Annotated in this window: 20 protein-coding genes; 11 read left to right on the top strand and 9 right to left on the bottom strand. The window is 56.9% G+C overall.

All coding sequences use genetic code 11. From position 1 onward, the window contains the following. Positions 1 to 58: 58 nt before the first annotated feature. From MHN28_RS01330 to MHN28_RS01310, 5 genes are all read right to left on the bottom strand, one after another. Positions 59 to 1099: a substrate-binding domain-containing protein gene (locus MHN28_RS01330; protein WP_239335197.1), complete on the bottom strand. Its 1041-nt coding sequence runs from the start codon at positions 1097 to 1099 to the stop codon at positions 59 to 61. A gap of 195 nt (positions 1100 to 1294) precedes the next feature. Next, complete coding sequence (locus MHN28_RS01325; RefSeq protein ID WP_239335196.1) at positions 1295 to 2341, bottom strand: ATP-binding protein; 1047 nt, start codon at positions 2339 to 2341, stop codon at positions 1295 to 1297. A 31-nt stretch (positions 2342 to 2372) separates the two neighbouring features. Further along, entirely contained in the window at positions 2373 to 2897 is a 525-nt protein-coding gene (locus MHN28_RS01320; protein WP_239335195.1) for a gamma carbonic anhydrase family protein, read from the bottom strand. Beyond that, positions 2894 to 3535, bottom strand: coding sequence for a guanylate kinase (gmk, locus tag MHN28_RS01315; RefSeq protein WP_239335193.1), 642 nt, complete (start codon positions 3533 to 3535; stop codon positions 2894 to 2896). The genes MHN28_RS01320 and gmk overlap by 4 nt, the downstream gene beginning before the upstream one ends. A gap of 16 nt (positions 3536 to 3551) precedes the next feature. Continuing rightward, complete coding sequence (locus MHN28_RS01310; protein ID WP_239335192.1) at positions 3552 to 4442, bottom strand: YicC/YloC family endoribonuclease; 891 nt, start codon at positions 4440 to 4442, stop codon at positions 3552 to 3554. A 244-nt stretch (positions 4443 to 4686) separates the two neighbouring features. Between MHN28_RS01310 and MHN28_RS01305 the strand changes: the two genes are divergently transcribed. Further along, positions 4687 to 5361, top strand: coding sequence for a PAS domain-containing protein (locus tag MHN28_RS01305; RefSeq protein WP_239335191.1), 675 nt, complete (start codon positions 4687 to 4689; stop codon positions 5359 to 5361). Between the two features lie 187 nt (positions 5362 to 5548). Beyond that, positions 5549 to 6019, top strand: coding sequence for an aminoacyl-tRNA deacylase (locus MHN28_RS01300; protein ID WP_239335190.1), 471 nt, complete (start codon positions 5549 to 5551; stop codon positions 6017 to 6019). Between the two features lie 251 nt (positions 6020 to 6270). On the opposite strand, the gene MHN28_RS01295 is transcribed toward MHN28_RS01300, so the two are convergent. Then, a complete protein-coding gene (locus tag MHN28_RS01295) occupies positions 6271 to 7641 on the bottom strand; it encodes a class II 3-deoxy-7-phosphoheptulonate synthase (RefSeq protein WP_239335189.1) in 1371 nt (456 codons plus the stop codon). 169 nt (positions 7642 to 7810) lie between these two features. Between MHN28_RS01295 and MHN28_RS01290 the strand changes: the two genes are divergently transcribed. After that, positions 7811 to 8815, top strand: coding sequence for a GlxA family transcriptional regulator (locus MHN28_RS01290; RefSeq protein ID WP_239335188.1), 1005 nt, complete (start codon positions 7811 to 7813; stop codon positions 8813 to 8815). Positions 8816 to 9260: 445 nt separating this feature from the next. Here MHN28_RS01290 and MHN28_RS01285 read toward each other — a convergent pair whose 3' ends face one another. Next, positions 9261 to 10358, bottom strand: coding sequence for a PQQ-dependent sugar dehydrogenase (locus MHN28_RS01285; protein WP_239335187.1), 1098 nt, complete (start codon positions 10356 to 10358; stop codon positions 9261 to 9263). Positions 10359 to 10512: 154 nt separating this feature from the next. On the opposite strand from MHN28_RS01285, the gene MHN28_RS01280 reads away from it, so the two are divergent. The 4 genes from MHN28_RS01280 (at position 10513) to MHN28_RS01265 (ending at position 13901) form a co-directional block, all read left to right on the top strand. Further along, a complete protein-coding gene (locus MHN28_RS01280) occupies positions 10513 to 11694 on the top strand; it encodes an ABC transporter substrate-binding protein (RefSeq protein ID WP_239335186.1) in 1182 nt (393 codons plus the stop codon). A gap of 130 nt (positions 11695 to 11824) precedes the next feature. Continuing rightward, positions 11825 to 12613 carry an ABC transporter ATP-binding protein gene (locus tag MHN28_RS01275; RefSeq protein ID WP_170413254.1) on the top strand — a complete coding sequence of 263 codons (789 nt, stop codon included), beginning with the start codon at positions 11825 to 11827 and terminating at the stop codon, positions 12611 to 12613. Further along, the gene (locus MHN28_RS01270) at positions 12610 to 13440 is read left to right on the top strand and encodes an ABC transporter ATP-binding protein (RefSeq protein WP_170413257.1); all 831 of its coding nucleotides are present in this window, start codon (positions 12610 to 12612) and stop codon (positions 13438 to 13440) included. The genes MHN28_RS01275 and MHN28_RS01270 overlap by 4 nt, the downstream gene beginning before the upstream one ends. A 2-nt stretch (positions 13441 to 13442) precedes the next feature. Beyond that, positions 13443 to 13901: a hypothetical protein gene (locus tag MHN28_RS01265; protein WP_239335185.1), complete on the top strand. Its 459-nt coding sequence runs from the start codon at positions 13443 to 13445 to the stop codon at positions 13899 to 13901. 116 nt (positions 13902 to 14017) lie between these two features. Here the strand turns inward: MHN28_RS01265 and MHN28_RS01260 are convergent, their stop codons facing one another. After that, entirely contained in the window at positions 14018 to 14368 is a 351-nt protein-coding gene (locus MHN28_RS01260) for a hypothetical protein (protein ID WP_239335184.1), read from the bottom strand. Between the two features lie 540 nt (positions 14369 to 14908). Here MHN28_RS01260 and MHN28_RS01255 point away from each other — a divergent pair. The 4 genes from MHN28_RS01255 to MHN28_RS01240 all read left to right on the top strand — a co-directional run bounded on the left by MHN28_RS01255 (position 14909) and on the right by MHN28_RS01240 (position 18281). After that, positions 14909 to 15283, top strand: coding sequence for a hypothetical protein (locus tag MHN28_RS01255; RefSeq protein ID WP_239335182.1), 375 nt, complete (start codon positions 14909 to 14911; stop codon positions 15281 to 15283). A 238-nt stretch (positions 15284 to 15521) separates the two neighbouring features. After that, positions 15522 to 16532, top strand: a complete 1011-nt coding sequence (locus tag MHN28_RS01250) for a branched-chain amino acid ABC transporter permease (RefSeq protein ID WP_239335180.1) — start codon at positions 15522 to 15524, stop codon at positions 16530 to 16532. Next, the gene (locus MHN28_RS01245; RefSeq protein WP_239335178.1) at positions 16529 to 17842 is read left to right on the top strand and encodes a branched-chain amino acid ABC transporter permease; all 1314 of its coding nucleotides are present in this window, start codon (positions 16529 to 16531) and stop codon (positions 17840 to 17842) included. The genes MHN28_RS01250 and MHN28_RS01245 overlap by 4 nt, the downstream gene beginning before the upstream one ends. A 187-nt stretch (positions 17843 to 18029) precedes the next feature. Beyond that, on the top strand, positions 18030 to 18281 hold the full coding sequence (locus tag MHN28_RS01240; protein ID WP_239335176.1) for a hypothetical protein: 252 nt from the start codon (positions 18030 to 18032) through the stop codon (positions 18279 to 18281). A 47-nt stretch (positions 18282 to 18328) separates the two neighbouring features. Here MHN28_RS01240 and MHN28_RS01235 read toward each other — a convergent pair whose 3' ends face one another. Continuing rightward, positions 18329 to 19870 (bottom strand): helicase HerA-like domain-containing protein, encoded by a 1542-nt coding sequence (locus MHN28_RS01235; protein WP_239335169.1) that lies wholly within the window; start codon positions 19868 to 19870, stop codon positions 18329 to 18331. Positions 19871 to 20179 lie beyond the last annotated feature (309 nt).

The raw sequence follows: 20179 nt of genomic DNA, 5'->3' as shown, positions 1-20179 counted from the left end.
ATGGAGTCAAAAAGAACCGGGGCGCGCAAAAACGCCCCGGCTCCGTTCGCAAGGGTGATTAGGAACCGCCGCCCAGAACGGTTTCGTTGGCAACAGCTTCCTGTACCTTGACCAGCTCGGGGTCAGATACCAGGCCGTATTCTGCCAGAGGACCATCGGGGCCTGCGATCTCGTCAGCGACGAAGAACTCAGCATATTCTTTCAGGCCGGGGATCACGCCGATGTGGGCTTTCTTGACGTAGAAGAACAGCGGGCGCGAAACCGGGTACTCGCCGGATGCGATCGACTCGGTCGAAGGAACGATGCCGGACATGGTCGCAACCTGCAGCTTGTCGGTGTTGTTCTCGTAGAACGCCAGACCAAAGACGCCGATGCCGTCCTTGTTGCTGTCGATACGCGCCAAGGTTTCGGTGTAGTCGCCGTCGATGTCGACCGACACGCCATCGGTGCGCAGAGCGATACAGGCTTTTTCAGCGGCTTTCTTGTCGTCGCCGTTGGCAGCTTTGTACACGTCAAAATCGCCCAGGTGCTCACAGCCGGCGAGGATCACCTTGTCTTCAAAAACTTCGCGGGTGCCGTGCTTGGTGCCCGGTACGAAGGCAGCGATCGGCTGCGCCGGGAACGCGGGGTTCACGTCGGCCCAGGTTTTGTTCGGGTTGTCGACCAGCTGGCCGTCAACAACGATCTGTGCGGACAGAGCTTTGTACCAGTCTTCCGGCGTGAACTCGAACGAGTTGCCGTTGATGTCGGATGCGAAAACGATGCCGTCATAACCGATCTGAACTTCGATGATGTCGGTCACGCCGTTTTCTGCACAGGCTTTGATTTCTTTTTCGCGGATGGCGCGCGATGCGTTTGCAACGTCGATGGTGTTTTCGCCAACACCTTCACAGAAACGCTTCAGGCCAGCCGACGAACCGCCCGATTCAACAACCGGTGTCGGGAAGTCAAAGTTTTCACCGAAGGCTTCTGCAACGATTGAAGCGTAAGGCAGCACGGTCGACGAACCGGCAACCTGCACCTGATCACGAGCGGCGGCCGCAGTGGCCGAGACAGCAGCGATGGCAAGTGCCGAAGCCGACAGTTTTACAAAGGACATTTCAGTCTCCCTGAAAAGATAGATTGTGATCACCCCCATGATGATCCTGCGGGCACCCCTAGGGGCCGTGCGTAAGCCTTTTGTGACAAGTGTGTAACGGTTTTATGACAAGTCACAAATTACTTAGAATTTCTTAACTTGACGAGGCGTAACACAGTCAGCGCCGAAGGTGATTGCCAAGCGAAAAGCCTGCATTCACCGCGGCAATATCACCGTAAAAACAGAGCCTTTACCCAGATCACTTTCGACACGCAGGCGGCCCCTGTGGCGGTTTACAATGTGCTTTACGATTGCAAGGCCCAGCCCGGTCCCACCCAGCTCCCGTGACCGGTGACTATCGGCCCGATAGAATCGTTCGGTCAGGCGTGGCAGATGAACGGCGTCAATTCCCGGCCCTTTGTCAGCAATCTGAACCCGAACCGCGGGGCCGCGCATGGCCGTGTCCCGTTCGGATGACATCACGCGCACATCTACGACTCCGCCACTGCCGCCGTACTTTATCGCGTTTTCGATCAGATTGGTGAAGACCTGACGCATCTGATCGCTATCTCCGGTCAACGAGATTGGCCCGGATGACGCATCGAGCGTGAGGTCCACACCTGCCTTCTCTGCCAGCGGTCGAAGCGAAGTCAAAGTCGATTGCAACAACCCGATCAGTTCCAGTTGCTCTTTGGGTCGGACACGCTCTTCGCTTTCAACTCGGTTCAGCGACAGCAAATCACCCACGAGCCGGTTCATGCGGTTGGCCTCGTCGGTCATGATCTGAAGAAACCGCTCTCGGGCGGCCACATCATCCCGCGCGGGCCCGCGCAGGGTTTCGATGAACCCCATGAGAGCGGTCAACGGCGTGCGCAACTCGTGACTGACATTCGCCACGAAATCGCGCCTCATCTGCCCGGCCTGTTCCAGATGCGTTATGTCCTGAAACACAGCCATGACAGCGCCGCCATCCACAGCGCCCACACCGTTCATATAACGGCACTGAACTTCGAACGTGGTATCCTGAGCCCCATCATTGGCGAGGTGGCGCGTTGTGGCCGGCCCTTTGCTGCGCAGGCTTTGCTCCATCGCGTCGATGAACTGAGGCTGCCGGAGGATCGTTGCAAAATGCCGACCCACGATATTCTGTCCCAGCATGGTCCGGGCGTCTGTATTGGCTGCAATGATACGCTCGGTCTGATCCACCATGAGGGCAGGCATCGGAATGGCCGACACGATTTCAGCAAGCAGGTCGTTTGGCATGTCTGAATCTCTTGATGCAGTTGGGATCGCACTACGGCACGGGTTTCAGCATATCCCTGAACGCGCGCATGTTTTGTTGATAGTGCAATGCGCTGAGCGTGATCTTTTTCGCCGCCGCCTCGTCCAATTCCCGCACGATCTTACCCGGAGAGCCCATGACCAGAGAATTATCGGGGATCTCTTTGCCTTCCGTAACCAGTGCGCCAGCACCGATCAGGCAATTCTTCCCGATCTTTGCACCGTTCAGAACAATAGCCCCCATCCCGATCAGTGTATTCTCTCCGATCGTGCAGCCGTGCAGCATGACTTTGTGACCAATGGTGCAATTCTTGCCAATGGTCAGAGGGTACCCGGCGTCGATATGCATGACGCAGTTTTCCTGAACATTGCTGCCCTCGCCCACGCGGATCTCTTCATGGTCCGCGCGAATGGTGCAGCCGAACCAGACCGAGGCCCCCTGCTCCAGCACGACTTTCCCGATCAGGTTGGCATCGGGCGCAACCCACGTGTCTTCGTGGATTTGCGGTGTGTGATTGCCCAGAGCGTAAATTGTCATGACAAACCTTCGAATTCGTTTTGCAGCGTGCGGACGTGGTTCTGCAGATTAGGTTGCTGGATTCGGCGCATCCGCTCGGCACTGACAATGGTTTTCAGCTTTTCCTCGGTGGCGTCCAGATCGTCATTGATCAAAACGTAGTCATAATAGCCCCAATGGCTGATCTCATCCCAGCTTTTCAGCATCCGCTTGGCGATCACATCTTCGCTGTCCTGCCCTCTGCTCTCCAGCCGGCGACGCAGTTCGGGGATGGACGGCGGAAGGATAAAGATCGACAGAGCGTGCTTACCAAGGTCAGAGTTGCGGATCTGCACCTCACCCTGCCAATCCACGTCAAACAGAACGTCCTTGCCCGAGTTGATCGAGTCTCGCACCGGACCCGCAGGAGAGCCGTAGAAATTGCCGAACACATGCGCGTGCTCCAGCATCTGGCCTTCTGACACCTGCTGCCGGAACGCATCTTCGCTCAGGAAGTAATATTCGCGCCCATGCTCCTCGCCCGGACGTGGTGCTCGCGTGGTGGCCGAGACCGAGAATTCAAGTTCCGAATCCCACTGCATCAGCCGCTTGGCCAAGGTCGATTTACCCGCCCCCGAAGGCGAGGACAGAATGATTAGTAGGCCGCGTCGATCCGCCATTTGGGCGCTCCTGTCGTTATTCCACGTTCTGCACTTGCTCGCGCATCTGATCTATTACGGCCTTCAACTCAAGACCAACCGCTGTCAGCTCGGCACTTTGTGCTTTCGAACACAATGTGTTGGCCTCACGGTTGAACTCTTGCATCAAGAAATCCAGCTTGCGTCCAACCGGTGCGTCCTGCGCCAGCAAATCGCGCGCAGCCACAACATGCGCTCTCAAGCGGTCGATCTCTTCAGTGATATCCGCTTTGACAGCAATCAGCGCCAGTTCCTGCGCGACGCGATCGGGGTCGGCCCCTTGGGCGTTGTCCAGCACACGCGCCAGATTGTCCCGTAGCGCTTCGGCCATCTTGTCTTTGCGCTGTTCTGCCAACTCTGCAGCCTGAGCGGTCAGCGTCGCCACTTGACCAAGCTGCTCGTCCAGAACGGCGGCAAGCGCCTGTCCTTCGGTTTGACGCATCTCAATGAAATCGGCCAACAATCCGGCAAATTCTGAGGTCATCTGTGCGACCACCGGTGCCGGATCATCCACGTCGCTGCCTGCGTCCATCATCCCCTTTAGGGAAATCAGATCAGCGGCTGTGGATGGGGCAAGAGGCATCTCCCGCGCAGCCGCCATCTCTTGCGTCCGCGCCACGGCGTCCAGAACCGCGCCCATCGCCACCTCATTCAGCGCCATGTCAGGTTGGGATTCATCGCGGCTCAGACGTAGGGACAGCGTGACATTGCCCCGGCTCAGCTGTTTCGACATGTCGGCACGCAATGCGGCCTCCAGCCCTGTCAGCCAATCAGGCACGCGCAGGCGCACGTCCAGCCCTTTGCCGTTCACACTGCGCAGTTCCCACGTCCAACTATGAGGTCCAAACGCCCCTTTGCCCGAGGCAAATCCGGTCATGGATTTTATCATGCCTGCCCTTCCAATAGCTGCCCGATCCTGTTTGCTGAGCGCACCTAATGCCAACAATGCACACAGAGCAAGTGTTTGCTGATTCTGCCTTTGTACGCGGATCATTAACCATTCGTTAAAGATTTGCTCCAAAATTGAATCAACCCGCGTCAATCTTACCCCTGCGAAGGCCGGTCTGTTAAAGAAGTCCCCGGTATTTCGCATTTTATGAAAATGATGGTCGATAGACGCCAGGGTGATGAAAATGAAAACCTTTTTCGGGAACGGTTCCGGGTCAAGTTTTGGAAAGATCGTCGCTATGGATCGATTTGACAGCGGGCGCAGCCTCTCACCCATCCGGCAGGCCGAGGCGTACTGGACGGCGCTCTTGTCGGGTGACGGAGTTCCCATGCGGTCGCAGATCGACCCGCGCGGGCTTGAGAACATTCTGGAATACACGTTTGTTCTGGAACGCATCGCCCCCGGGCTGGCAAGGTTTCGTCTGGCAGGCAGCCATTTGAACAAACTTGCCGGGATGGAAGTCCGCGGCATGCCCCTGACCGCCTTTTTCGAACCCGCTGCACGCGATCAGATCAAGGACGTTCTGGAGCAGGTTTTTGCCCAACCCGCGATCGCGAACCTGACCCTTGAATCGTCAGGCAAGCTTGGCCGCGTTCAACTGCAGGCCCGAATGATCCTGTTGCCGTTAAAAAGCGATCTGGGCGATGTCAGCCGTGTCCTGGGCGTCATGGTCAGCGATGGTTCAATTGGCGCAACACCCAGACGGTTCACAATTCCGGATGTCAACGTACAACCCGTGTCGGACGTGCAGTTTGCGCAACCGCAACCTCAGCCCGTTGAATCCGGTTTTGCGGAAGAGCAAAAACAATACAAACGACCCGGATCGCATTTGCGGCTGGTCGTGTCCCGCAAGGACTGAAAGCCTCAAGCACCGCCCTTTCCGAGGGTTAGCCCGTTCAAACGCTTTTCGTCGCGCCGAATACCCTACCCCCTTGCCCGACCCGCTCAACGGGCGCACAATGTAAACTCACACACCAAATCGCGCCCTGGGCGCGCACCGTGGCAGGGTTCGCGGCCGGGACGCCTTCGATGACACGGAGGGCACCATGACTATTGCAACTCGCTTGAAACACCATCTGGACGCCCAAGGGCTTCCGTTTGACACTGTCACGCATCCCTATGCTGCTACCGCCAGCGAATGCGCCGAAGCGGCGCATGTTCCCGGCGATCACCTGGCCAAATCCGTTCTGATTCATATGGAAGAAGGACCAATGCTTGCTGTACTGCCCAGCAATCATCAGGTAGACCTGACCGCCTTGCAATCAATGATGGACCGCCGCCTTGGTTTGGCACCGGAATCTGAAATGCGCGATCTGTTTGATGATTGCGCCCTCGGTGCAGTCCCACCAGTAGGCGACGCGTATGATGTTCCAACAGTCGTTGATAACAGCCTAACCGGGCTCGATAAAATCTGGTTTGAGGCGGGCGATCACAAAACTCTGATCGAGATGCGCGGCGAGGACTTTGACACGATGATGAAAGACGTCAAGCACGGCGCATTCTGCTGTATGCACTAACAGGTTCTTGCCTGACTAACGCGTGGCCCTGCGTCGCCCGATCAGCAGGACGAACGCGCCTTGCCCGTTGCTGGCGGCGTACACTTCAACGCCAATATCCGCCCGGATGTGATGGCAACGTTATTGAGTTGGTCACGGTACAACCCCAAATACAAAGACCTGCCGCGTTTGTCGTGACAGGTCTTTTAGTTTTAGTCTCTCACCAAATGGGTTGCGCCACCGACGCAACCCGTCAGTTCTTTCAACCGATCTCAGCTGGCCGCGCGCTTGTTGCGGTCGCGGCGCAGGTTGGTCAGCTCTTCTGCAACCAGGAAGGCCAGTTCCAGCGACTGCGAGGCATTCAGACGTGGGTCGCATGCCGTGTGGTAGCGATCCGACAGGTCCTCTTCGGTCACAGCGCGTACACCGCCTGTGCACTCGGTGACGTCCAGACCGGTCATTTCGAAATGCACACCACCGGGAACGGTGCCCTCAGCCTGATGTACGCCAAAGAAGTCGCGCACCTCGCGCAGGACCGAGTCGAACGGGCGGGTTTTGTACCCGGTCGCCGACTTGATCGTGTTGCCGTGCATCGGATCGCAGACCCAAGTGACCTTGGCACCCTCTTCTTTGACGGCCTTGACCAGACGCGGCAGATGCTCGCCTGCTTTGCCTGCACCGAACCGCGCGATCAGGGTCAGACGACCCTCTTCGTTTTCAGGGTTCAGTTTGGCCATCAGGACTTTGAGGTCCTCGGCCGTCGTGGTCGGGCCACATTTCAGACCAATCGGGTTCAGCACGCCGCTGCAGAATTCGACATGTGCGCCGTCGGGCTGACGTGTACGGTCACCGATCCAGATCATGTGACCCGAGCCGGCCAACCAGTTGCCGGAGGTCGAATCAAGACGGGTCAGCGCCTCTTCGTATTCCAGCAGCAGGCTCTCGTGGCTGGTGTAGAACTCCACGGTCGAGAATTCATGAGTGGTGTCAGCCGTGATTCCGGCCGCGTTCATGAAGTCGATGGTGTCCTGAATCCGGTCGGCGATTTCCGAGTATTTCTGAACGTCCTGCTCATCCGTGAAACCCAGGGTCCACGAATGCACCATGCTCATATCGGCGAAACCACCGGTCGAGAAAGCACGAAGCAGGTTCAGAGTGGCCGCTGCCTGAGTGTAGGCCTGCAGCATCTTACCCGGATTCGGAATGCGCGCTTCGGGCGTGAAGGCCAGTTCATTAATGATGTCACCGCGGTAGCTGGGCAGTTCCACGCCATCCACAACCTCGGTCGGGGCGCTGCGCGGTTTGGCAAACTGGCCGGCCATGCGGCCCACTTTGACCACCGGCACCTTCGCGCCATAGGTCAGAACCATCGCCATCTGCAGCATCACCTTGAAGGTGTCACGGATTGCGTCCGCGCTGAATTGTTCAAAGCTTTCAGCACAATCCCCGCCCTGCAACAGGAAGGCCTCGCCGCGACCGGCGGCACCAAGATGTTGCTTGAGACGCCGCGCTTCGCCAGCAAAGACCAGCGGGGGATACTGCGAAAGCTGAGCCTCGACTTTGGCCAAGGCGGCCGCGTCGGTATACTCTGGCATCTGAACCCGGGGCTTGTTGCGCCAGTTCGTTTTTTGCCATTCGGTCATAGCTTTGATCTCCGCTGAAGTAGTCAGGTCGTCTCTATACAAAATGCATTGAAGACTGACCATATACGATTTGCGCCTCTTGACGGGGGAAACAAGCTTTGATCATGGTGGCTGGCAACAACGACGCCGGACGCCACGTAACATAGCGCCGAATCAAGGACACCAAGCCATGCAAGAGCAACGCCAAGTTGTCACAGTGGAAGGCACTGAGGCCAATCCTCGCCATTTCGTGTTTGTCCTGCTGGACAAGTTCTCTTTGCTGTCTTTTGCATCTGCACTGGACAGTCTTCGTATCGCCAACCGCATGGCGGACAAAGAGCTCTATACCTGGACGCTTTCCGGTGAGGGTGGTGAAACGGTCAGTTGCTCAGCCGGGACCACGTTTAGCCTTGATTCCGATCTGACTGAATTGCAGCGAGACGACGTGGTACTGATCTGCGGCGGTGTAGACGTTCAGTTGGCGACGACGAAAAAAGTCCTGAACTGGGTGCGCCGCGAGGCGCGCCGGGGTCTGCGCATCGGCGGATTGTGTACGGCGGCTTATACATTGGCCAAAGCAGGTTTGCTGGACGGCAAGCGCGCCACGATCCACTGGGAAAACTCGGACAGCTTCATCGAGGAATTCGATGAGGTGGAACTGACTAAATCCGTCTTCCAGATCGATGGAAACCGCATGACCACTGCGGGCGGCACGTCGTCCATTGACCTGATGCTCAAGATCATTGCCGACGATTATGGTGAGGATCTCGCGAACGCCGTGGCAGATCAGATGATCTATTCGTCGATCCGCACCGATCAGGATACGCAGCGCCTGTCCACCCCGACCCGGATCGGTGTGCGCCACCCCAAGCTGAGCCAGGTCATCCTGATGATGGAAAAGAACATCGAAGAGCCGATCTCGCCTTCGATTCTGGCCAAGGACGTGGGCATGTCCACGCGACAGCTGGAACGCCTGTTCCGCCGATATCTCAGCCGTTCGCCTAAGCGCTACTACATGGAATTGCGCTTGCACAAAGCGCGCAACCTGCTGATGCAAACGGATATGAGCGTCATCAATGTGGCGCTGGCCTGCGGTTTTGCCTCGCCCAGCCATTTCTCGAAATGCTACCGTGCTCATTACAACACCACGCCCTACCGTGAGCGCGGTGCGCAAAGTGGGCGATTGTCAGTTTAGATCTCTAGAACATGTCAAATATAACGGAAGAGTTGGTGTGCAACACGAATTGCAGCACCACGATCCTGTCGCTACGTTCGTGAAGAAATGCATATGCATAGACATAACTGTTTTTATCATTCCAGTAGGAACGCATTTCTTGCCTATACCCGTTTCCGAGATCTACAGACTTTATGACATCAACATCGGTAAGATAAAAAGGCACTACATCGAGAAGTTGATTGTGGATCTGTTGTAGCTGATCCGGGTCACTTCCGTGAAGATTCATCTGTGTGAATACGTTAGAAAACTCTCGGTTTTTGATCTTTGAATCTACGAATGAAGAGTATTCTTCATAGGTTTTAAATCCGTCCTGAGCAAACGCGGGTAAAGCGCAAAATGACAGAAAAAGCGAGATGAGAATTCGGAGCATCTTTGCCTCAGCGTATTGTAAATTTTAAATTACTTAGACTTGAGGTGTCATTCTGTAAACCGCCCCCAGTCCCACGGAAATAAACCAGATCGAACCGTCAGCGGCTTCAACGATGTCGCGCACACGCTCGGTTTCGGGACCTTTGATCTGTTCGACCTCGCGCAGGGGCGACCCTTCGAGCCGCGCGATATAGTCGAATTTGAGCGAACCGACGAAGATGTCACCTCTCCATTCCGGCCACAGCTTGCCGGAGTAAACCATCAGCCCGGACGGAGCGATGGACGGGTCCCAGTAATGCTCTGGCTGCTCCATTCCCGGCTTCGATGTGCCCTCGCCGATCTTTTGGCCGGAATAGTGCACGCCGTAGGAAATCACCGGCCAGCCGTAATTCCGGCCCGGACGGATCAGGTTCACTTCGTCACCACCCTGAGCACCATGCTCCGAGATCCACAGGCGTCCCTGACGATCCAGCCCTGCGCCCTGTGCGTTCCGATGTCCATAGGACCAGATTTCGGGCCGAATTCCCGCCTGCCCGACGAAAGGATTGTCGGCAGGCACCGTTCCGTCCCGGTTGATACGTATGACGGTCCCCATATGGCTGGACCTGTCCTGCGCGCTCGGACGGTCGCCCCGATCGCCAATCGTGACAAAAAGCGTACCGTCCTGCGCTTCCACAACCCGCGAACCAAAGTGCCGGCCGGTAGAGCCGCCCGGAACGGCCTCGAAAATGACGCGTACGTTGTTCAGCCGGTCCCCGTTTTCCGACAGGCGCGCCACGGCAACGGCCGTACCAGCCCCGCCTCTTTGCGGTTTTGAAAAAGTCAGAAACACCTCGCGGGTTTGCGCGAAATCCCGCGCGACAGTGATGTCCAGCAGTCCTCCCTGCCCGTTCGCCGCCACTTTGGGCACGCCGCCGACGCGTTTGGCCTTTCCCTGCGACACAAGCAAAAGCTCTCCGTCCCGCTCGGTCACAAGGACACCGCCGTCAGGCAAAAGGCCGATGGCCCAAGGCGTGTCCAACCCCTCGACCATCGAGGTGACACGCACCGCACCGGCTGAGGTTTGCAGGACATCAGCATTGATGGGACCGGCCAAAACCGACAGGACCAGAATCGCAACAGCCCTAATCATGATAAATCTCCAATTCCGGAATTCTGCGACAAACACATCAAAACAAATAGGATTATGTCAGGCAAAAACACATTTGCGTTAGGACTTTTCTTTTTCAGACAGCTTGCCTAGGGTCGTGCGCAGAACGAATACGTTCCAATTAGGGAGTAACCATATGAAAAAGCTGCTTACAGCAACTGCAGCATCCGCTCTGCTGGCCGGTCCGGCGCTGGCCGAAGACGTAACCTTGGGCGTTCTGTTTGGCTTCACCGGCCCGATTGAATCGCTGGCACCTGCCATGGGTTCGGGCGCAGAACTGGCGATGGCCGAAGTCACCGAGTCCGGCAAACTGCTGGATGGTTCGACCGTCACCGCATCGCGCGCCGACACCGGCTGCATCGACAACGGTCTGGCAACCTCGAACGGCGAACGCATGATCGCTGACGGCGTTGCTGGCATCATCGGCGGCGATTGCTCGGGCGTGACCGGCGCGATCCTGCAGAACGTTGCAATTCCGAACGGCATGGTCATGATCTCGCCGTCGGCGACCTCGCCCGGCCTGTCGACCATGGAAGACAACGGGCTGTTCTTCCGCACCGCTCCGTCGGATGCGCGTGAAGGCGAAGTGATGGCCGACATCCTGAAGGACCGCGGCATCAACTCGATCGCCCTGACCTACACCAACAACGACTACGGCAAAGGTCTGGCCGATGCGATCCAGTCCTCGTTCGAAGCCGCCGGTGGTGAAGTGACAATCGTTGCCGCGCACGAAGACGGCAAAGCCGACTACTCGGCCGAAGTAGGCGCACTGGCATCTGCCGGTGGCGATATTCTGGTCGTTGCGGGCTACCTGGACCAGGGCGGTCTGGGCATCATCCAGTCCTCGCTAGACAGCGGTGCGTTCGACACCTTTGGTCTGCCGGGCGGCATGATCGGAGACTCGCTGCCGTCCAATGTCGGTCCCGACCTGAACGGCTCGTTCGGTCAGATCGCCGGTTCGGGCGGTGAAGGTGCTGAGAAGTATTTCGCCATGGCCGAGGCCGCAGGCTTTGACGGCTCGTCGCCCTACTCGCCTGAATCTTATGACGCCGCCGCGCTGTTCATGCTGGCCATGCAGGCCGCAGGTTCGACCAACCCGGCTGAGTACGGCGCCAAGATCATGGACGTCGCCAACGAACCGGGTGAGAAAATATATCCGGGTGAACTGGCCAAAGGTCTGGAACTGCTGGCCGCTGGTCAGGACATCGACTACGTCGGCGCATCGGGCGTTGAACTGATCGGCCCCGGTGAAAGCGCGGGTTCGTATCGCGAGATCGAAGTGACCGACGGCAAAAACGAAACCGTCAACTTCCGTTGATCCGGCGCTAAACGTCATAAAATCAAACAGCCCGGGCCTTGTGTCCGGGCTGTTTCAATGAAAAAAGGCCGCACCTCGCCTTTTGGGGATGAGGAAGCAGAAACACCGATAACGGTGGCTAGGGGAAAAGATGATCGTCGTCGAGGACGTGCACAAGCATTTCGGCGGATTTCACGCGGTGGATGGGGCGTCGCTGGAGATCCAAAAAGGTTCGATCACGGGCCTGATCGGTCCAAACGGGGCTGGCAAAACAACGCTGTTCAACGTGATCGCGGGCGTTCTGCCGCCGACCAGTGGCAAGGTGTTCATGGATGGTGAGGAAATCACCGGCCTGCCCCCGCATGATCTGTTCCACAAGGGCCTGCTGCGGACATTCCAGATCGCGCACGAATTCTCTTCGATGTCCTGCCGTGAGAATCTGATGATGGTGCCCGGCGCACAATCCGGCGAGTCGCTGTGGAACACATGGTTTGGCCGCAAGCGGATTGCCGACGAAGAACGCGCGTTGAAGGCCAAGGCGGATGAAGTTCTGGAGTTCCTGACCATCGAACATCTGGCAGATCACAAGGCGGGTCAGGTCTCGGGCGGTCAGAAGAAACTACTGGAACTGGGCCGCACCATGATGGTCGACGCCAAGATTGTGTTTCTGGATGAGGTCGGCGCAGGTGTTAACCGCACCTTGCTGATGACCATCGCCGACACAATCCTGCGCCTCAATAAGGAACGCGGCTATACCTTCGTCGTCATTGAGCACGACATGGATTTCATCGGCAAGATCTGCGACCCGGTCATCTGTATGGCAGAGGGAAAGGTGCTGGCCGAGGGAACTCTGGATGAGATCAAGGCCAATGAGCACGTGATCGAAGCCTATCTGGGCACCGGCCTGAAGAACAAAGACAAGCTGGAGGCCGGGGCATGAGCGACAATCCCTATCAGGATGACAAGGGCAACAAGGACGCCTCGATCACCAATACGCATGGGGTTGGCACCATGACGCCGGCACATACAAAAAGCGGCGAAACGCACAAAGTCGAAGGCGGCCCCTTCCTGATCGGCGACACCATGACGGGTGGCTATGGCAAAGGGCCGGACATCCTGCACGATTGCACCATCGCCGTTGACAAGGGTGAGATCGCAGTCATCGTGGGTCCCAACGGTGCGGGCAAATCGACGGCTATGAAAGCTGTTTTTGGCATGCTGGACGTGCGCTCGGGCGCGGTTCGGCTGGACGGAGAGGATATCACCAACCTCACCCCACAGGATCGCGTGATCCGTGGCATGGGCTTTGTGCCGCAGACCTCGAACATCTTCACGTCGATGACGGTTGAAGAAAACCTTGAGATGGGTGCCTTCATCCGCCGCGACGACATCAGCCAGACGATGGAGCAGGTCTATGACCTGTTCCCAATCCTGCGCGACAAACGCAACCAACCGGCGGGAGAACTGTCGGGCGGCCAACGCCAGCAAGTCGCCGTCGGCCGCGCGCTGATGACCCAGCCCAAGGTGCTGATGCTGGACGAACCGACTGCGGGTGTCTCACCCATCGTGATGGATGAGCTGTTTGACCGGATCATCGAGGTCTCACGCACCGGCCTGCCGATCCTGATGGTCGAACAGAACGCCCGCCAAGCGCTGGAAATCGCGGACAAGGGCTATGTGCTGGTTCAGGGGCGGAATGCCTATACCGGTACAGGCAAGGAGCTTTTGGCTGACCCGGAGGTTCGTAAGAGTTTCTTGGGGGGCTGAGAATGCTTCGCCTCATTGCTTTCGTTGCTCCACTTTTCACTGCATCACAGGCAATGGCTGGCGACGCATATTCTCACGCCCAATTGCTAAACTGCAATGTTGTGGAACGTTGCGACGCTCAAAACAGGTGTTCTGCGGTTTTATTGAAGCGGGCCGTTCTGCTGACCAAGTTAATAAACAGCACGGATACCAACGCTTGGTCTGTGATCTGGCTTCAAGTTTCCGAAGACCACCACGATTTTCTCCCCGCTGATATGTTTGAAGTAGACGTCTTTCCATTGGAACAATGGGAAAAGGGTTACAGAACGTCCATATTTGGGGATGGTGACACAGCTATCCACATCAGTGAGGACGGTGAATACCTAGGCAAGGAAAGCACATTTACTTACACCGTTTACAAAAAAGATAAGGAGAAAGGACTGATCGCTCGCGACACACTGGTGTGTGCGGTACCACAATAGAAATCACCCTTTTTTGTGGAAAACTCAACTAACCATTGGAACGGGATACTTGCCGCCAACCAAAGTGACAAAGCTTGAGAAGGCACCCATTGAATGCCTTCCCGGTTAGACCGAGCTCAGCTTATCGGATCACCACAAGAACCAAAGTCCTGCGCGGCATGGGGGCCTTTGATAGACATGTCATAGTTCAGGCTCTCAAAATCGACGACGAAAGTAATCACGTCCTTGTCCTTGATATGCAGGAACGTCAGCGAGTTCAGCCCGCCGATGATCGTGGCTTCGCCTTTGACCTCATCCGTCACGATGAAGCCTTTATCCGTTGCCCCAGATCGCGCCAGTGTCACTGCGCCGCCCGTGCTGTCCGAGATACAGTTCACCACGAAATCCTCCCCGTTCAGAGGATCGTTCTGAGCTGCCACAATCCCGGGCACTGCAAGACCCAAAAGCAAAATCGCAACGTTTTTCATTTCTTGCCTTTCTGTTCCCCGGACCCGTTGGGTTTACGTCGCAACGTGATCCGTATTCCTTACGTTGGGCTTCGCATGTCCGTGCAAGCCGTTTTGGAAAGCTAGGGATATCCTGTTGAGATCAAAGCCAAGTTCCGGGTGGATCACTTCATCTTGAGGTTGCGTGAGACCGGCTGCTGTCTGAAACCCCTTGTTTCACAGGAAATAGCGCTTCAGACGATTCTGGTTGTTTCAGGTTGGTGACAGAAAAATTTTGCCATCGTTACAACCGCCGCGCCTTAATGTGGCGAAATCATGGCAGTGTCAGCCGTGGACGACGGGTGTTGGGCACCCCGCAAAGAAATATAATCCTGTTTTTTCAATACATAATTTCGCCAGACACCAGTCACAGTAAAATTCGCCCTTCAGAATTCTGACCCCGGAAAGATCAATTATCGCCATTTTCGCAACCTAGTCAGGCGCGGAAACCGGATCTGCGAAGGTCCGTTTTTGTCTACGACCGGACCGATCCATCGGCCAATATCTTTTAGGAGAGCTTTTATGAAATATCTGGCCGCTCTTGCTGCCTTGATCCTGCCCGCTGCCGCGCAGGCCACAACGCAGAAAACGCCTGGAGCTGAGTTTGTTTACGAGTGTCAGATTGAAGAGATTTGCAAATCCACCAAGTGTACCCCTACCGGCACGCCGAAAAAGATCTCATTGAAACGCATCGAAGGTGAGTCCAAGGGAACCGTAAGCGTGGATGGCGAAGTGGTTGAGGTGCACGTTTTCAAAGGCCTCGGAGCCCACGAATTCCTACAAATCACCAGCGGTGGCAGTGTTGGCTACACCGTCAACAGCAAAAGCGGCTCGCTCGCGATCCGCGCAACGGGGGCCAACGCCCACCACGAACGCGGAACCTGCGCCGTCAACTGAAAACCGTTGTTCCGATCCGGCCTTGTAAACCGCCGGACTACTCCTGTTCAGGCGGGGCTTTCCCCCGCCTGAAACCACTCAAAATCAACCCTGCTGACGTCTACACACTGGCGCCTGTTGCCAATGTGTGTATCGGGTCAAAAATTTCCCAAATAACGGTCAGAAAAAGCACGGGAATGATTGTGCATATGGCGAAACGCATGCCATAAAGCCGCACCCGAAAGAACGAGACGATCAAATGGACTTATTGAATGCGTTAGTCGCGCTGGCAAATTTTGTCATCGTGCCTGCGGTTGCTTACGGCAGCCAGTTGGCTCTTGGGGCGCTGGGGGTCACCCTCATCTACGGCATCCTCCGGTTTTCGAATTTTGCCCATGGCGACACGATGGCCTTTGGCGCGATGATTGCCGTGCTGGTCACCTGGGGCCTGCAAGCCGCCGGCGTCAGTTTTGGCCCGCTGCCAACTGCCCTGCTGGCCCTGCCCTTCGCGATACTGGGCTGCATCGTTCTGGTGCTGATCACCGACCGGCTGGTGTATCGGTTCTATCGGGAGCAGAAAGCCAAACCAGTTATTCTGGTGATCGTCTCAATGGGTGTCATGTTCATCATGAACGGTCTTGTGCGGTTTGTCATCGGACCGGACGATCAGCGGTTTTCGGACGGCGCGCGATTCATTGTCTCTGCCCGTGATTTCAAAGCGATGACAGGGTTGCGCGAAGGGCTGGCGATCAAGACCTCGCAAGGCATCACCGTGGTCGTCGCCGTTGTAGCTGTGGCGCTGCTGTTCTGGTTCCTGAACAAGACACGCACCGGCAAATCGATGCGCGCCTATTCCGACAACGAGGACCTGGCGCTGCTGTCCGGCATCAACCCGGAACGCGTCGTGATGATCACATGGATCATCGTGGCTGCTCTGGCGACCACGGCTGGTGTGTTGTACGGGCTGGACAAGAGCTTTAAGCCGTTCGTCTATTTCCAACTTCTGCTGCCAATCTTTGCGTCGGCCATCGTTGGTGGTCTCGGCAACCCGCTGGGCGCGATCGCCGGTGGGTTCATCATCGCTTTCTCCGAAGTGACAATCACCTATGCCTGGAAAAAGGTGCTGACTTATGTCGCGCCGGAAAACCTCGCCCCGTCGGGATTGGTGCAATTCCTGTCCACCGACTACAAATTCGCCGTCAGTTTTGTCATCCTGCTGATCGTGCTTCTGTTCAAACCCACGGGTCTGTTTAAGGGGAAAGCAGTATGACCGAATCCGTCAAAAACACACTGCTTTTCATAGTCGTTGGCGGCCTGATACTGCTGACCGGTTTCACGCAAAGCTGGAACTCGGCGATCCTGATCCTGAACATGGGGCTCATCTCGGCCATCATGGCGATCGGGGTCAACCTGCAATGGGGTTTCGCCGGCCTGTTTAACGTTGGTGTCATGGGCTTTGTTGCGCTGGGCGGTCTGGCGGTTGTATTGGTTTCGACCCCTCCGACAACCGGAGCGTGGTCCTCGGGCGGATACGGAATTGTTCTGGCGTTGTTGTTGGGTGCTGCGACTGTTGTTGCGGCCGTGCTGGTTGCTCAGAAGATGCCGAAAGGCCGCGTTCGGACGGTGTCGATCATCGCCATTCTGATCGTCGGCTTTTTCATCTATCGCGCGGTCTTCGACCCTAGCGCGGCGGCTGTCGAGGCCATCAATCCCGCCGTGGAAGGCAACCTTGGCGGCCTGAACATGCCGGTGTTGCTGGCCTGGCCTGCGGGCGGCCTGCTGGCCGCAGGTGCCGCGTGGCTGATCGGCAAGACGGCCCTTGGCTTACGTTCGGACTATCTGGCGATTGCGACGCTTGGTATTGCCGAGATCATCATTGCGATCATGAAGAACGAGGACTGGCTGGCTCGCGGCGTCAAGAACGTCTACGGCATCCCGCGCCCCTCGCCTGTCGTTGGATACGAAGTCGAACTGCAGAACGACCCCAGCTTTATCGCCCGTGCGGACTGGTTCGGGCTGGACCCGGTTACTGCATCGACCCTTTCGGTGAAACTAGGCTATTCGCTGCTGTTCATGATCGTTCTGCTTGTTCTGCTGTGGATGGCGCAGATGGCCCTCAAAAGCCCATGGGGCCGTATGATGCGCGCCATCCGCGACAACGAAGTCGCAGCCGAAGCGATGGGCAAGGACGTCACTCGCCGCCACCTGCAGATTTTCGTGCTCGGCTCGGCCATTTGCGGAATCGCTGGCGCGATGATGACCACGCTGGACGGGCAACTTACCCCCGGCACTTATAACCCGCTGCGCTTTACCTTCCTGGTCTGGGTCATGGTGATCGTAGGCGGGTCGGGCAACAACTTCGGTGCCGTTCTGGGCGCGTTTCTGATCTGGTTCCTGTGGGTTCAGGTCGAGCCGATGGGCTTGTGGTTCATGAACCTGATCACCGCAAGCATGCCGGATAGCAGCGCGCTCAAGTCGCACCTGATTGACAGTGCTGCGCATATGCGCCTGTTCACGATGGGTCTTATTCTGCTGATCGTACTCAGATTCAGTCCACGCGGCCTGATCCCCGAAAAGTAAGATCACAGGCCATCAATTTACGAAACCGCGCTAAACCTTTGGCGCGGTTTCTTGATTTCAAGGGGCTTTCAGAATAGACGACCCCCAGTACCGCCATGATCCAGCCCTCTTTTTAGCCAGTATTTACGCTAATTTGACCCTTGGCCCGCGATCATTCGGGAATTCTACGAGTATGAGAAGAGTGCACATGAATACTTCCCTCACCAAAACGATCCTTATTGTCCCGCTGCTGTTAGCTGTAGCAGGGTGTATACCCTCGCCGGAAGATCTGGAAACGACGCCGGTCAAAGTACAAACGCCGAAAGGCGTAGTCACTTGTCAGCTGTACCGTCAGGACCGCGTGACCTGGGATCGGGCGATCGACTTCCCGGCCACCAAGATGTCGGTTCCCGAGGCGGATGCCTATTGCCGGCAAGAAGGTCAGCGTCGCCTGAAGTAAATCAGTTGGAGCCGGGCAACGTACTACCCTGCCCGGCACCCAAACTTCTATCTGGCCTTGAACAATCCCCCCAGAATACCGCGCACGATGCGACGGCCGGTTGTTCCTTTCAGCTCTTTGATCACGGCCTCGCTCATCGCGGTTGCAAACGTGTCTTTCTTGCGCATCACGCGCGAGGATGACCGCCCGACCCGATTGCCGGAATAACGCCTTGCGGTCGCGAATTCCCGTTCTGCGGTCGATTGGGATTCCAACTGCTCTTCGGCCTTAGCGGCGGCCTGAGCTGCTGCATCGGCGCGGGCTTGCAGAATTTCAAAGGCTGACTTCCGGTCCCTCAGTTTCCCGTATTTTGCGTTCATCGCCGAGGCATCAATCAGTGCCTTCCGTTCGGCCTTGGTGATCGGCCCCAATTGCGAGCTGGGCGGGCGGATCAGGGTGCGTTCTACGATCCCCGGCACGCCTTTCTTTTGCAGCATCGAGGTCACGGCCTCACCCACACCGACCTCTCGGATGGCCTCTTCGGTGTCGAAGGCGGGGTTTTCGCGATAAGTTTCCGCGGCAAGGCGCAGGTTCTTGCGATCCCGTGCCGTGAAAGCGCGCAAGGCGTGCTGAACCCGGTTTCCGAGTTGGCCGAGAATGTCCTCGGGAATGTCAGCGGGGTTTTGTGAGATGAAGTAGACGCCGACGCCCTTGGAGCGGATCAGGCGCGCGACCTGTTCGACCTTGTCGACCAGAACCTTGGGTGCGTCGTCGAACAGGAGGTGCGCCTCGTCAAAAAAGAAGACCAGTTTGGGTTTGTCCGGATCACCAACTTCGGGCAATTCCTCAAAAAGCTCGCTGAGCAACCAGAGCAGAAAGGTCGCATAGAGGCGGGGTGATCCCATCAGTATATCGGCGGCCAGGATATTTACGACGCCCTGCTCGTTTTCGTCCACCCGCATCAAATCGGCCAGTTCCAGCGCGGGTTCACCAAACAGCTTAGTGCCCCCTTGGTTTTCCAGCACCAACAGACGGCGCTGGATGGCTCCGATCGATGCGGTTGAGACATTCCCGTACCGCAACGACAGCTGTGCGCGGTTTTCTCCGATCCAGACCAGCAGGGACTGAAGGTCCTTGAGGTCCAGCAACGGCAATCCTTCCTCGTCAGCCACCCGGAACGCGATGTTCAGAATACCTTCCTGCGCCTCGCTCAGATCCATCAGGCGCGAGAGCAACAGAGGCCCCATCTCGGTCACCGTTGTCCGGACGGGATGCCCCTGTTGACCGAACAGATCCCAGAATGCGACCGGGCAAGCCGCATACGTGTAATCGGTGAAGCCAATCCGTTGCGCCCTGTCATGAAACGCCTCATGCAGCTTGTGGCTCTGACTGCCTGCCTTGGCCAAACCGGACAGGTCGCCTTTGACATCGGAAAGAAAAACCGGGACGCCCGCTTGGGAAAACCCCTCCGCCAAAATCTGCAATGTCACGGTTTTGCCTGTCCCCGTTGCCCCCGCAATCATGCCGTGACGGTTGGCGTATTTCAGCGTCAGCGACTGCGGTTGGCTGTAATCGTTGCCAGAGCCGCCCAAAAAGATGTTTTCGTCCATGAATGTAAGGCCTTATTTCCACCGATCTGCAGCCAGCATACAAAGTTAACCTTTACCTGCGAAAGTCTAATTGCTGCCCTCGTGGTTCAGGTTGCGGGGCGGCAGTTTTCCTCCCTGTCGACTGACCGCGCCTTCGGGCGCGGTTTTTTTCACAAATCATGGGCAAGGCATTAAAAATTCAGGTTAGCAGTTGACCGCTGCGCCTGCCTTTCGTAACGTCTGCGCATAACTAAGTCGGCCAGTCCGACGGGGAGAACATTCTATCGAAGGGAGCCGCTCCACCGGCTCCCTTTTTCTTTGGCTGAAACG

Source organism: Ruegeria sp. Ofav3-42, assembly GCF_022347725.1.
Classification (GTDB): Bacteria; Pseudomonadota; Alphaproteobacteria; order Rhodobacterales; family Rhodobacteraceae; genus Ruegeria.
Note: the sequence above shows the minus strand (reverse complement) of the source record. Positions and strands in the feature narration are given on the sequence as shown.